Here is a 13,470-nt window from a genome sequence, read left to right as displayed (position 1 = left end):
TGCGGCCGGGATCGCTCAGCGCGGTCGTCGGCCGCGGGGCTTGGGCTTCGGCACCTCGAGCTTCGGGATCGCACGGATGAGGAATTTGTCGAACTGCGGCACGGTGAACGCCGCGTAGCCGAATTCCGGCGTGTAGAGCAAGCCCATACTGATCAGTTCTGCTCGGGTGGGGCCGAGATTCTCCGACCTGCGACCCATCCGTGCTGCCACATCGGACGCCTTGTGCGCATTCGGCCCGAGGTCCGCCATCGCGCGCAGGTAGGCGCGTTGAAGCTCGGTCGCTCGGTCGAGACGAACCCGGAAGAACGAGCCATCCAGTTTCGACTGGTAGGCGTCAATCGCCTCCCGCACATTGGTTGCATTGATCGAGTTCCCCTCGGCAATCGACCAGGTCACGTAGCCCAATTCCTGCAGGAAGTACGGATACCCCTGTGTGATCGTGACAGCCTCGTCCAGGGCGTCAGGCGTCCATGAGACGCCCTCGTCACGGGCAGGCGCTGCCAGAGCCTCCCGGCCGTCCGCCTCACTGAGATTTCCGATCGCCGGGAACTTGAACAAGCGCTCCGCGTAGGACTTGGCATCGCCGGCGAGTTCGGCGATCTGCGGCAGTCCAGCGCCGACGAGCGTCACCGGCAGCTTCCTCTGAACGAGCTTGTGCAGTGCACCGATCACAGCTTCGAGTTGGAGTCGGCTGAGGAATTGGATCTCGTCCAGGAGCAGCACGACACCCCGCTCGCGTTCCTTGGCTGCTTCACCGAGCGCAACGAGGACATCTGTCAGGTCTGCGGCAAGGTTGCCGTGATCGGCGAACCCCTCAGCGGCATCAACATCGAGACCGAAGGACCAGCCGCCGTCCGCCTGAACGCTGACCGTGAACGACTTCAGCACGCCTGCGGCGTGATGGAAGCGATCGGTCCACCGAGCCTTTGGTGACAGATCCAAGAGTGCGGAGCGAAGCCGATGTGCCAGATCGAGGCGAAATCCCGAGTCGTCGTGTTTGCTGACCTCGAGCTCGACGACGGTCCATCTCCGGCCCAGCGCCTTTGCGCGGAACTGGCCGAGCAACACGGTCTTGCCCACACCGCGCAGCCCAGTGATGATCATCGATTGTTCGGTCCGATCGCGTTCCAATCGGGCGAGCAGGAGATCGAAAGAGGCAAGCTGGTCGTCTCTGCCGACGATCGCCTCGGGTTCGGCCCCGGCGTTGGGCGTGTACGGATTTCGCAGTGGGTCCACGACCGAATCTTACGAGCTTTAGAAGGCTTTATCCAGATCTAGTAAAGTGCACTAAAGGGCATAAATGCGCGACCCGCCGTCGCAGCGCAAGGCCGGCTGCCGCAAGTCGTCCTGACGCGATTGCAAAGCGCCGCTGCTCGCAGCAAAATGCATGCATGACCTCGATCACGATCAGGGACGTCTCGGAGGAAACCCGGAACGAGTTGGCGAAGCGGGCAGCACGGCAAGGAAGGTCGCTGCAGGAGTACCTGCGGCGGGAACTCGACGACCTTGCCGGTCAGCCGGATCCTGACGAGTGGATGGACCGTGTGCGTGCTCGGGTTCGTCGTTCGGGTACCACGGTCACTGCCGAACAGATTCTTGCTGACCGGGACTCGGGCCGACGGTGAGCCTGGTTATTGACGCATCTCTGATGGCGGCTGCGCTGACCGACAGAGGTCACATCGGTGAGTGGGCGCGCGGAACGATGACTGGGCAGGATCTGGTGGCTCCGCATTTCCTGCCGGTCGAGGTAGCTCACACGATTCGGCGGATGGAGTTGGGGCAGAAGCTGACATCGGCCGCGGCGCGTGAGGCGCACACCGATTTGGCCTCGCGACGCATCCGATACATTGGATACGGCCGTCACGCCGATCGAATCTGGGAGCTGCGGCACAACGTGACCCCATACGACGCGTGGTACGTCGCCGTCGCCGAGTCGCTCAACCTTCCTCTGGGCACGATCGACGTTCGTCTGAGCAACGCCTCGGGCCCACGCTGCAAGTTCCTGACCCCGCCCGCTCGATAAGGCATTCACAGCTTCCAGTACTACAGTCGGTCGTAATTTGTGTCGAGGATGGGGAGACGTGTGGCCGGGTTGAACTTGCCGGATCGTCCGCGCCGATTGCGGACCAGTCCGGTGATGCGGCGGATGGTGGCCGAGACGTCGGTCGCGCCGCGGCAGTTGATCCTGCCTGCCTTCGTGGCCGAGGGGTTGACCGAGCCGCGGCCGATCTCGTCCATGCCCGGTGTTGATCAACACAGCCTGGACTCGATCCGCAAGGTCGCCGCCTCCGCTGCCGAGGCCGGCATTGCCGGGATCATGCTGTTCGGGGTACCGCTTCCGGAGAAGAAGGACGCGACCGGGTCGCAGGCGCTGGCCACCGACGGGATCCTGACTCGGGCAATCGAGGCGGTCCGCGGCGAGGTCGGCGACGACCTGCTGGTGATGAGCGACGTCTGCCTGGACGAGTTCACCGATCACGGACACTGCGGCGTGCTGACCGCCGACGGCCTGGTGGACAACGATGCCACCGTCGAGCTGTACGCGCAGATGTCGGTGTTGCATGCCCAGGCCGGCGCGCATGTGGTCGGGCCGAGCGGCATGATGGACGGCCAAATCGGCGAGATCCGGTCCGCGCTGGACGCCGCCGGACAGCTCGACACCGTCATCCTGGCCTACGCGGCGAAGTACTCGTCCTCCTACTACGGCCCCTTCCGGGAGGCCGTTTCGTCAACCCTGCAAGGAGATCGCAAGACCTACCAGCAGGATCTCGGCAACGTTCGGGAGGCGCTGCGGGAGGTCCGACTTGATCTTGAACAGGGCGCCGACATCGTGATGATCAAGCCGGCGTTGAGCTACCTGGACGTGATCCGGCAGGTCGCCGACGCGGTGGACGTGCCGGTGGCCGCGTACAACATCTCCGGTGAGTACGCGATGGTCGAGGCCAGCGCCGAGCGCGGCTGGATCGACCGGGACGCCGCGATCACCGAGACGCTGACCTCGATCCGCCGGGCCGGCGCCGACATCATCCTCAGCTACTGGGCCCTGGAATACGCCAACCGGAAGGAACTGCAGCGATGACCCCACAACCGAAACCCGTGGAGCTATCAGCCGCCGCCTTCGAGCGGGCCAAGCAGGTGACCCCGGGCGGGGTGAATTCGCCCGTTCGCGCCTTCCTCGCCGTCGGCGGGACGCCGCGGTTCATCAAGCAGGCCAAGGGCGCCTACCTGACCGACATCGACGGCAACGAATACGTCGACCTGGTCTCCAGCTGGGGTCCGATGCTGCTCGGCCACGCCCATCCGCAGGTGCTGTCCGCGGTGGCCGATGCGGCCCAGCACGGCACCTCGTTCGGCGCCCCGACCGAGGCCGAAGTTGATCTTGCTGCCGAGATCATCGACCGGACCCCGATCGAGCAGGTGCGGCTGGTCAACTCCGGCACCGAGGCGACGCTGAGCGCGATCCGGCTGGCCCGCGGTTTCACCGGCCGGGACAAGATCATCAAGTTCGCCGGCTGCTACCACGGCCACGTCGACTCACTGCTGGCCTCGGCCGGATCCGGCGTTGCCACGTTGGGAATTCCCGGTACGCCGGGGGTCACCGCGGCGACCACCGCGGACACCATTGTGTTGCCGTACAACGATCGGCCGGCGCTGCGGTCCGCCTTCGACACGTACGGTGATCAACTCGCCTGCGTGATCACCGAGGCCGCGCCCGGCAACATGGGCGTGATCGAGCCCGCGGTCGAGGACGGGATCGGTTTCAACCGGTTCCTGGCCGACCTCTGTCGCGATCACGGCGCCTTGTTGATCTCCGACGAGGTGATGACCGGCTTCCGGGTCAGCCGGTCCGGGCAGTACGGACTGGACGGTGTCGGTGGTGACCTGATGACCTTCGGCAAGGTGATGGGTGGCGGCTTCCCGGCCGCGGCGTTCGGCGGCCGGGCCGACGTCATGTCCCACCTGGCGCCGGTCGGTTCGGTTTACCAGGCCGGCACGCTGTCCGGCAATCCGGTCGCCACCGCGGCCGGTCTGGCCACCCTCCGGCTGGCCACCGACGACGTGTACGAGACCGTCGGCAAGACCTCCGAGCAGTTGCGGGCCGAGGTGCACGCGGCGCTGGAGGCGGCCGGTGTGCCGCACGTGATCAACAACGCCGGCAGCCTGTTCAGCGTCTTCTTCGTGCGCGACGGCGTGACCGCCGTGACCGACTACGCCGCTGCATCCGCGCAGCGGACCGAGGCGTACACCGCGTTCTTCCATGCGATGCTCGCCGACGGCGTCTACCTGCCGCCGAGCGCATTCGAGGGGTGGTTCCTGTCCTCGGCTCACGATTCGGCGGCTCTGGACCGTATCGTGGCCGCGTTGCCGAAGGCCGCACGGGCCGCGGCGCAGGCTTAGACGGCGTACGGCAGAGGCGGAGGCATGAGCGAGAATTCCGGGGACAATCCGACCCGCACGTTGGTGCACCTGGTGCGGCACGGCGAGGTGCACAACCCCACCGGCGTGCTCTACGGACGGTTGACCGACTTCCACCTGTCCGATCGCGGCCGGGCCATGGCCGACCGAGTCGCCGAGTACGTGACCGGCTGGGACATCACCCATTTGCGCTGCTCCCCGCTGGAACGGGCGCAGGAGACGATGAAGCCGATCGCCACCGCCCTCGACCTGCCGGTGAGCATCGACGGGAGGGTGATCGAGGCCGAGAATTACCTGCAGGGCAAGCGATTCGACGGCAGCCGCAACTCCGCCTTCACCAATCCGCGGAACTGGCGCTACTTCCGCAATCCGCTGAAGCCGACCTGGGGCGAGCCGTACAAGCAGATCGCGATCCGGATGCGGGCGGCGCTGGCCGATGCAGCCGCCGCCGCACAGGGCCATCAGGCGTTGATCGTCTCGCATCAGCTGCCGATCTGGATCGCTCGCCTGGATGTCGAGGGACGCCGGTTCGCCCACGACCCGCGCAAGCGCGAGTGCACCCTGGCCAGCATCACCACGTTCACCTTCCTGGACGGCCGGATCGTCGCGGTCTCGTACGCCGAGCCCGCCGCCGAGCTGCTGCCCGCCGGGAAGTCCCAGAAGTTCGTTGCCGGAGCCTGATGTCTGTTCGCTTTGATTCAAGGGCCCAGAGCAAGACGCCGGGCCGCAAACTCGCACCCCTGCTGGCGATCGTGATGATCTTGGTCGGACTGGCCGGTTGCAGCACCGACTCGGCCGGCGCGGATTCCCAGACCGGCAGCGAGAACGGCTATGTCGGCAGTGATCAACAACTCACCCGGGTGGCACCGAAGGATCGGGCCAAGGCGCCCGAGATCAGCGGGCCGTCGCTGACCGATCCGAAGAAGACGATCAACAGCTCCGACTACGCCGGCAAGGTGATCGTCTACAACGTTTGGGGTTCCTGGTGCGCGCCGTGTCGCAAGGAGGCGCCGGACCTGCAGGCCGCCAGCGACGAGACCGCCAAGGTCTCCCAGTTCATCGGCATCAACAGCCGCGACACCGGCACCGCGCAACCGCAGGCGTTCGTCCGGGCCAACAAGATCACCTACCCGAGCATCTACGACCCCGACGGCAGCCAGGTGGTGAAATTCGAGAACCTGCCACCGAGCGCGATCCCGTCGACCTTGATCATCGACAAGCAGGGCCGGGTCGCGGTCCGGATCCTCGGCAGCATCACCAAGGCCACGCTGGTCGACATGATCGACGACGTCGCGGAGGGTAAATGATCATGGTCGGGCCAGGGCTGGTGGTGCTGGACATCGGGCAGTGGGCCGCGTCGGCGGTCGGCGGCACGATGCTGCTGGCCATCCCGGTCGCGTTGCTCGCCGGCCTGGTGTCCTTCTTCTCTCCGTGCGTGCTGCCGTTGCTGCCGGGTTATCTCACCTACGCGACCGGTCTCGGTGCCGCGGACGTGATCGAGGGCAACGCCGGCGGGAAGCGGCTGCGGATCCTGGCCGGGACCAGCCTGTTCGTGGTCGGCATCGCCGCCGTGTTCGTCACCACCGGCGCTCTGGCCGGCGGACTGGGCAGCGTGCTCTACCGGCACACCGATCTGATCACCCGAGTGCTCGGCGTGGTGATCATCGTTCTCGGCTTGATGTTCGCCGGTGTGATCAAGTTCGGTCAACGTGATCTGCGGATCCACCGGATCCCGGCCGTCGGCGTGGCCGTCGCGCCGCTGGTCGGGATCGTGTTCGCGCTCGGCTGGACGCCGTGCATCGGCCCGACGCTGGGCGCGGTGCTGACCTTGGCGCTGAACGAGGGGACGGCGACCCGGGGTGCCGTGCTGGCCGGGGTTTTCGCACTGGGGCTTGGGATTCCGTTCGTGATCGCCGGACTCGCCTACGGCCGGGCGGCGACCGCGATCGGCTTCCTGCGCCGGCATCAACAGGCGGTGATGAGGATCGGGGGAATCGGCATGGTGATCGTCGGACTGCTGCTGGTGACCGGGGTCTGGAATCGACTGATGCTGCAACTGACCAGCTGGGCCGGCAACTTCGTACCGGGGATTTGATGATGAGTGACACCACCACCGAAACCGACCAAACGCCGATCGCCGGCTCCGAGGACGCCTCCGGCGACCAGCCTCCTACCTTGATCAACAAGGCCGGAAAATCCGGCAACTCGGGCAAATCCGGCAAGTCCGGCGGGGCACCGCGGCTCGGCCTGCTCGGCGGGCTGCGGTTCATCTGGACCCAGCTGACGACCATGCGGACCGCGCTCGGTCTGCTGTTCCTGCTGGCGCTGGCCGCGATCCCCGGCTCGCTGGTCCCGCAGCGGAGCATCTCGCAGGTCCAGGTAGACGGTTTCCTGGAGCAGCACAAGACGTTGGGGCCGATCTACGACAAGGTCGGACTGTTCAACGTCTACACCTCGCCCTGGTTCTCGGCCATCTACCTGCTGCTGTTCATCAGCCTGATCGGCTGCATCATCCCGCGGGTCACCGTCTACCTGAAGGCCCTGCGCGCCCAACCCCCGAAGACCCCGCGCTACCTGCACCGCCTCCCCGCCTATATCTCCGCCGACTTGTCAGCCTCAGAAGGCGCTATAGCGCGTCCTGACGCTGACAAGTCGGATCAGGTGATGGCGCGGGTTGCGGCGGCGTTGAAGAAGAAGCGGTATCGGGTAGTGCGCAACGATGACGGGTCGGTGTCGGCCGAACGCGGCTATCTGCGCGAGGCGGGCAACCTGCTCTTCCACGTCAGCCTGGTGTTCGTGCTGGTCGGGGTCGCGGTGGTCTGGCTGACCAACTTCCGCGGCACCAGTTCGGTGGTGGTCGGCAGCGGCTTCGCCAACAACCTGGCTCAGTACGACGACTTCAAGGCCGGCCCGCTGTTCAAGGAGTCGTCGCTGACCCCGTTCAGCATCAAGGTCGACAGCTTCGACGTGAAGTTCGAGACCGGCAACGTCCAACGCGGCGCGGCCCGCGAGTTCAAGGCGCACGTGACGGTGACCGACAAGCCGGGAGCCCAACCCCGTAAAGAACTTCTCGAGGTCAACCACCCGCTGAAGATCAACGGCACCAACGTGCACCTGATCGCCTGGGGGTATGCGCCGGTGATCACGGTCAAGGACGGCAACGGCAACGTCGCCTACTCCGGGCCGGTGGTCTTCCTGCCGCAGGACGGCAACTACACCTCGGCGGGTGCGATCAAGGCCCCCGACGCTCGGCCGTTGCGGCTCGGCTTCGAGGGACTGTTCCTGCCCAGCGCGGCGCTCGGCAAGTCCGGTCCGCAGTCGGTCTTCCCGGGGCCGCTGAATCCGCAACTGTTCCTGAACGCGTGGTCCGGCAAGCCGACGCCGGAGACCGGGCAGCCGGAGAGCGTCTACTCGCTGGACACCACCGGGCTGAACCAGATCATGAACCCGAAGGACAAGAGTCAGCCGCTGCGGTTCATCCTGCGGCCGGGCTACGTGCAGAAGCTGCCGAACGGCCAGGGCTCGATCCAGTTGGACGGGGTGCAGCGCTGGGTGAAGCTGCAGGTCGGTGACACCCCGGGTGCCTACATCGCGATCACCGCGATCGGGCTGGCGGTGTTCGGGTTGTGCTTCTCGCTCTTCATCCGGCCCCGTCGGGTCTGGGCTCGCGTCCGTACTACGCGAGGTAGTACGGTGTTCGAGATCGCCGGCCTGGATCGCGCCGACGCTCGTACGGGATTGAACGAGGATCTGGACGATCTGGTCCAGCAACTCGGCTTGACGCCGCGATCCGAACCCGGACCGGACAGAGCCACAACTGAACTGGACGGCTCGGCGGGTCAGGACGGGTCGGCCGAAAAGACACGGTCGGCGACAGCGGACGACGACGGGCTCGCGCAGAAGGAATCGCAGGAGACGACATGACAGTTCAGTACTTCTCGAACCTGGCGATGGTGACCTCGGTGGTCATCTACTTCGCGGCCTTCTGCATGCACACCGTCGAATGGGCCTCGGCGCGCAAGATCAAGAACGAGGTCGCCGAGCCGGCCCGTGATCGCGAACTCGCCGCTGTCGGCGCCGGCCAGGGTCCTGAGCTTCTCGAAGGACCGGGGAGCGGGACCAAGGGTCCTGAGCTTGTCGAAGGACCGGGGAGCGGGAGCGATAAGCCGTACAACGACCACAAGCTCACCCCGCGGCAGCGGATGGAGACCTTCGGCCGGCTGGGGCTTTCCTTCACCCTGATCGGCTGGCTCTGCGCGGTGGCCGGCGTGGTCGCTCGCGGAATTGCCGCCGGTCGGTGGCCGCTGGGCAACATGTACGAGTTCACCACGATGGCGATGGTGATCATCGTGGCCGCCTACCTGGTGCTGGCGACGATGGGGATGCGCTGGCTCGGCCTGCCGGTCACCATGCTCGCGACCATCGGCAACGGGCTGGCGGTCACCGTCTTCTACGTTGCGGTCGCGCCGCTGGTGCCGTCGCTGCACTCGTACTGGTTCGTCATCCACATCACCGCGGCCTCGATCAGCGGCGCCGCCTTCAACATCGGCGGCGTGATCTCGATCCTCTACTTGATCAAGAAGCGGGCCGAGCGGCGCGGCACGGTCAAGGGCTATCTGGCCCGGCTGCCGGAAGCACGTCGGATGGACGTGGTGGCCTACCGGGTGCTCGCCTTCGCCTTCCCGATCTGGACCTTCACCATCGCCGCCGGCGCGATCTGGGCACAGTACGCCTGGGGTCGCTTCTGGGGTTGGGATCCCAAGGAAGTCTGGGCCCTGGTCACTTGGGTGATCTTCGCCTGCTACCTGCACGCTCGCGCCACCGCCGGCTGGAAGGGCACCCGGGCAGCGGTGATCGCGATCGTCGGCCTGGCGTCGTTCTGGTTCAACTTCATCGGGGTCAACCTGCTGTTCGCCGGCCTGCACTCCTACGCCGGTATCTGACCCGCCCGTCCTGACCACCGTCCCCCAACGGCCACGGTCGTCCTGACGGCCGCCGCCCCGTCCGGTTGTCCGTGGTCACCCAAACTCGCGACAACACGACTTTGGGCGGTGGATTTCGCCAATTGACCGCTGGAAGTCGTGTTGTCGCGACTTTGGGTTTGTCGGGATCGCGGGTGTGGGCGGTGAAGCTGACACCGGAGTGTCCGGGACCGTCGATAGGGTTCGGCGAATGGACATCATCCTCATCCCCGGCATGTGGCTGACCGGCTCCGCGTGGGCTCCGATCACCGGCCGGCTGAAGCAACTCGGACACAACCCGATCCCACTCGCCGGTGCCGGCGAAGATTCCGCTGTGACCACCCTGGAGGAGCTGACGGCTGCAGTCGTCGACGCGATTGATTCCGCCGACCGTCCCGTCGTGCTCGGCCATTCGGCAGCGGCGACATTGGCCTGGATCGCCGCCGACCGGCGCCCCGATCAGGTCTCCCGTGTCTTGATGCTCGGCGGATTCCCGGAATCCGACGGTGCCCGCTACTTCAATCCCTTCCCGGCGGTCGACGGCAAGGTGGCGTTCCCGGGCTGGGAACCGTTCGAGGGTCCGGACTCGGCCGACCTGGATGCTGCGACCCGGGATCGTTTCGTACAGGAGTCGATCGCGGTGCCAGAGGGCATCACTCATGCGCCGGTCCAGCTCACCGATGACCGGCGCTACGAGGTACCGGTCACGGTGATCTGCCCCGAATTCTCGCCGGCCGAGGCGAAGGAAGCTGTCGACGGGGGCCATGTTCCCGAGCTCAGCAAGGCGAAACGGCTCGATTACGTCGATCTGGATTCGGGGCACTGGCCGATGTTCAGCCGCCCGGCCGAACTTGCCGCCGTGATCAACTCCCTCCTGCAGTAGCGAGTTGCTCACAATGAGTGGCTGCTGAATCCATTGGCCAATCGGCCGCCGGACCCGGGAGCATATCGCGCATGCAGACTGATCCCGCGTCCAGCGGCTACGACAAGGCAGCGCTGCTGCGCGCGTACGACGAACAGCTGAGGACGGACGCCGAGACCGTCGGTGCGCTTGATGTCACCCGGCTCGGCCCGCTGCGGCTTGCCACCATGCCGAGTGGACGTGGGTTCGTCAGCTATCGGGACCTGGCCGGTGCCGACGAGGCGACGATCCGCGATTGGGTCGGTCAGGTTGTTGATCACTACCGGGAGCGAGCCGAGATCGCGAAGGTCGAGTGGAAAACCCGAGGGCATGATCATGCTCCCGGCCTGCACCAGGCGCTGGTTGATCATGGTTTCGTTGCCCAGGAACCCGAGTCGATCATGGTCGGGCCGGCTGCAGCGCTAATCGGCGTCGTGCCGTTGCCCGACGGCGTCACGCTGCGTCGACTCAGCACCGAGCCCGACGTCCGGGTGATGATGGCGATGGCCGAGAGCGTCTTCGGTGATCCGCCGGACGAGCAGCGCGCCAGCGACATCGCCGACGGCGTGCTGCGCCGGCTCGACCGCGGTGATGCGGTCGAGCTGTGGGTGGCCGAGCACGACGGGACGATGATCAGCGCCGGACGCCTGGAACCGGTCGCCGGCACCGACTTCGCCGGCATCTGGGGCGGCGCGACCCTGCCGCAGTGGCGTGGCCGCGGGATCTATCGCGCCCTGACCGCAGAACGGGCCCGGTCTGCGCTGCGGCTCGGCAAGACCCTGATCCACAGCGACTCCACCGAATACTCCCGACCGATCCTGGAACGATCCGGGCTGGTCAAGGTGTCGACCACAACTCCGTACGAGTGGAGGCGCGGTTGATCAGCCGAAGCTGAATCGTTGGTGCTGCTGCGCTGCTCACACGTTCGCCTCGGTTGCATCGGTGCTCGATCCTGTGCCGATCTCGGCGAGGCCAGCGCGAGGCTGCGACAGAACAGCCGGGGCAAACCACTCGTGCGGCCGTGGCCGGATGGCTACCGTGACCGGGTGACCGAATCGCTGGCGACCGCTCCGTCGGGAGAACTGCTCAACGGATGGGATCCGGTCGCGCCGGAGCACGCCCTCGATCATGATCATCAGAGCCCGCTGACGGCCTCCTTGGTGGTGGTTCGGCGAGGTGCCGAGGTCCTGCTGGTCTTCGATCGGTGGAAGCAGCAGTGGGAACTGCCCGGCGGTGCGCGCGAGCGTGCCGAGTCGCCGCGGGCTGCAGCGGAGCGGGAATTGGCGGAGGAGACCGGGCTGCGCACGGACGCGTTGAGCTTCGCAGGAGTCTCCCACTACCGATGGCCCGACGGCCGACAGGAGCGGCTGGCGATCTTCCGGACGGAAGTCGATCATGATCCGGTCGCAGGCTTCGAGCCGAACGACGAGATCGCCGAGCTGCGATGGTGGGACAGGACGTCGCCGCTCGAAGGGCTCGACCCACTGGATGAGAAGGTGATCGAGCTCGCGCTCGCCGATGATCAACGTCCGGCGCCCAACGACATCACGCTGCAGACGTACCACCGGGCCGCGGACCGTTATGCCGAACGGACACCCGGGCCGTCCGCCGACGTACGGATTCCCTTCCTGGACAGGATTGTCGAGCTGGTGCCCGGAGGCCGGGTGCTGGAGTTCGGCAGCGGACCGGGGCGGGATGCGGCATATCTCGAATCCCGCGGGTTGCAGGTGCAGCGTAGTGACGCTGCCCCCGCGTTCGTGGAGCTGATGCGGCGCGACGGCCACCCGGCGACGATCATCGATGCCCGCAGCGATGATCTTGGCGGACCGTGGGATGCGGTGCTGGCCAACGCGGTGCTGTTGCACCTGAGCCGTACGGATTTCGCAGAGGTCGTCGGCCGGGTGCTGGCGGCGGTCCGTCCCGGCGGCATCTTCGCCTTCACCCTCAAGGAGGGCGACGGTGAGGCCTGGACCGAGCAGAAGCTCGACCTGCCACGGTGGTTCGTCTACTGGCGTGAGCCGGCTTTGCGCGCAATGGTGAAGGGGCGCGGCTGGACGATCAGGTCGCTGGAGCATCGACCCGGACGATTCGACGATTGGCTCCAGGTCATCGCCACCGCACCCTGACCTCCCCGGTCGTAGTCTGGCGATCATGAAACGGGCCGAACGAGCGGCTGAGCGCCAACGCCGATCCGAACAGCTGCAGGCCGATCTCCGAATCGCCGATGACCAGACGTCGGCCGAGTTCACCGGGCGGTTCGTGGTTCGGCTGCTGCCGATGATGACCTCTCAGTTCGTTGCCTGGGGCACGGGAATCGTTGCTGTGATGCAGGTGTTGCGGCATCGACGGCGGGGCATTCGCGGACTGCTCCAACTACGCTCGCCACGGGTCTTTGTGATGTTGATCATGCTCGCAACGCTGCAGGCGGAACTGCTGCGGCGATGGCTCATCCGCTACGCGGACCATCTTCATCAGCAGATCGAAGATCAACAACGCGGCGGGCCGTCAGGAGCTTGACTCGCGAGCCTTGAGCGTTCCGGCGGTTCCGAGGTCTATCACTGCGGTGAGACCGGACCAGTCAGGCGTGTAGTCGGATTCGAGTTCTGTGCGCCAGCGGCCGTAGAGCTCGCAGGCACGTTGGACGACCGTGGGTCGTCGGCCGATTTGTGTGCTGGAAATGATCTTCGCGACCTGCTCCGCGCGTTCCTCGAACTCGCTGCCGAGCCGATGATGATCAGTTCCCTCGGCACGATCCCGCAGCAGCATCGAAAACACCAACGCCTCCCGCAGGATGCCCAAGGTCAGATGCAGCCCGATCAGCCGATTGCCTCGCCCATAACGGCTCGCGGCCAGTGAGGCGTCGAATCGGATCTGATTGTCTGCCGGTGGCTCCGGCACCATGATCACGGAGTCGACCACCGAGAGATCGATCCGCCGACCGTCGCAGAACACGAGCCGCAAAGTCTGCCCGACGCCACTTCTCACGTCCTGCCACGCCCAGATCTCACCGAGTCCGAGAATGTCGACGTCGATCGGCTCGGTCAGCTCGATGCGTACGTCCAGGTCGCTCCAGTTGTCGAGCTCGTCCGGGCGGAGAATCGACCCGTACGGCTCGATCGAACCGACACCGGCCATCCCGTTGATCATGGTTTGCAGGGTTGTCGATTGCCAGCCGGGGTGATGCACAGGGGT

Annotated in this window: 15 protein-coding genes; 13 read left to right on the top strand and 2 right to left on the bottom strand. The window is 66.1% G+C overall.

Features of this window, described 5'->3' with window-relative positions; translation table 11 throughout:
• Positions 1 to 15: 15 nt before the first annotated feature.
• Positions 16 to 1,236, bottom strand: a complete 1,221-nt coding sequence (locus FOE78_RS22300) for an ATP-binding protein (RefSeq protein WP_143988214.1) — start codon at positions 1,234 to 1,236, stop codon at positions 16 to 18.
• 155 nt (positions 1,237 to 1,391) lie between these two features.
• On the opposite strand from FOE78_RS22300, the gene FOE78_RS22295 reads away from it, so the two are divergent.
• From FOE78_RS22295 to FOE78_RS22235, 13 genes are all read left to right on the top strand, one after another.
• Entirely contained in the window at positions 1,392 to 1,625 is a 234-nt protein-coding gene (locus tag FOE78_RS22295; protein WP_143988213.1) for a FitA-like ribbon-helix-helix domain-containing protein, read from the top strand.
• A gap of 23 nt (positions 1,626 to 1,648) precedes the next feature.
• The gene (locus FOE78_RS22290; protein WP_143988212.1) at positions 1,649 to 2,023 is read left to right on the top strand and encodes a type II toxin-antitoxin system VapC family toxin; all 375 of its coding nucleotides are present in this window, start codon (positions 1,649 to 1,651) and stop codon (positions 2,021 to 2,023) included.
• Positions 2,024 to 2,137: 114 nt separating this feature from the next.
• The gene (gene hemB, locus FOE78_RS22285) at positions 2,138 to 3,079 is read left to right on the top strand and encodes a porphobilinogen synthase (RefSeq protein ID WP_323125725.1); all 942 of its coding nucleotides are present in this window, start codon (positions 2,138 to 2,140) and stop codon (positions 3,077 to 3,079) included.
• Positions 3,076 to 4,398 carry a glutamate-1-semialdehyde 2,1-aminomutase gene (gene hemL, locus FOE78_RS22280; protein WP_143988210.1) on the top strand — a complete coding sequence of 441 codons (1,323 nt, stop codon included), beginning with the start codon at positions 3,076 to 3,078 and terminating at the stop codon, positions 4,396 to 4,398. Before hemB ends, hemL begins: the two co-directional genes overlap by 4 nt.
• Positions 4,399 to 4,422: 24 nt before the next feature.
• Positions 4,423 to 5,097 (top strand): histidine phosphatase family protein, encoded by a 675-nt coding sequence (locus tag FOE78_RS22275; RefSeq protein ID WP_143988209.1) that lies wholly within the window; start codon positions 4,423 to 4,425, stop codon positions 5,095 to 5,097.
• Positions 5,097 to 5,723 carry a TlpA family protein disulfide reductase gene (locus FOE78_RS22270; protein WP_143988208.1) on the top strand — a complete coding sequence of 209 codons (627 nt, stop codon included), beginning with the start codon at positions 5,097 to 5,099 and terminating at the stop codon, positions 5,721 to 5,723. Before FOE78_RS22275 ends, FOE78_RS22270 begins: the two co-directional genes overlap by 1 nt.
• Positions 5,724 to 5,791: 68 nt before the next feature.
• Positions 5,792 to 6,511 (top strand): cytochrome c biogenesis CcdA family protein, encoded by a 720-nt coding sequence (locus FOE78_RS22265; RefSeq protein ID WP_210415064.1) that lies wholly within the window; start codon positions 5,792 to 5,794, stop codon positions 6,509 to 6,511.
• Between the two features lie 2 nt (positions 6,512 to 6,513).
• On the top strand, positions 6,514 to 8,340 hold the full coding sequence (gene resB, locus FOE78_RS22260) for a cytochrome c biogenesis protein ResB (RefSeq protein WP_228265952.1): 1,827 nt from the start codon (positions 6,514 to 6,516) through the stop codon (positions 8,338 to 8,340).
• Positions 8,337 to 9,359, top strand: coding sequence for a c-type cytochrome biogenesis protein CcsB (ccsB, locus tag FOE78_RS22255; protein WP_143988206.1), 1,023 nt, complete (start codon positions 8,337 to 8,339; stop codon positions 9,357 to 9,359). Before resB ends, ccsB begins: the two co-directional genes overlap by 4 nt.
• 229 nt (positions 9,360 to 9,588) lie before the next feature.
• Entirely contained in the window at positions 9,589 to 10,260 is a 672-nt protein-coding gene (locus FOE78_RS22250; protein WP_143988205.1) for an alpha/beta fold hydrolase, read from the top strand.
• A 71-nt stretch (positions 10,261 to 10,331) separates the two neighbouring features.
• Entirely contained in the window at positions 10,332 to 11,159 is an 828-nt protein-coding gene (locus FOE78_RS22245) for a GNAT family N-acetyltransferase (protein WP_143988204.1), read from the top strand.
• Positions 11,160 to 11,324: 165 nt separating this feature from the next.
• A complete protein-coding gene (locus FOE78_RS22240; RefSeq protein ID WP_168207635.1) occupies positions 11,325 to 12,404 on the top strand; it encodes an NUDIX domain-containing protein in 1,080 nt (359 codons plus the stop codon).
• Between the two features lie 25 nt (positions 12,405 to 12,429).
• Positions 12,430 to 12,795 carry a hypothetical protein gene (locus FOE78_RS22235; protein WP_143988202.1) on the top strand — a complete coding sequence of 122 codons (366 nt, stop codon included), beginning with the start codon at positions 12,430 to 12,432 and terminating at the stop codon, positions 12,793 to 12,795.
• Here FOE78_RS22235 and FOE78_RS22230 read toward each other — a convergent pair.
• Positions 12,784 to 13,464 carry a hypothetical protein gene (locus FOE78_RS22230; RefSeq protein ID WP_143988201.1) on the bottom strand — a complete coding sequence of 227 codons (681 nt, stop codon included), beginning with the start codon at positions 13,462 to 13,464 and terminating at the stop codon, positions 12,784 to 12,786. The two genes, FOE78_RS22235 and FOE78_RS22230, sit on opposite strands and share 12 nt — an antisense overlap.
• Between the last annotated feature and the right edge of the window lie 6 nt (positions 13,465 to 13,470).

Source organism: Microlunatus elymi, assembly GCF_007362775.1.
Classification (GTDB): Bacteria; Actinomycetota; Actinomycetes; order Propionibacteriales; family Propionibacteriaceae; genus Microlunatus; species Microlunatus elymi.
This window is presented reverse-complemented; position numbering and strand designations above follow the sequence as displayed.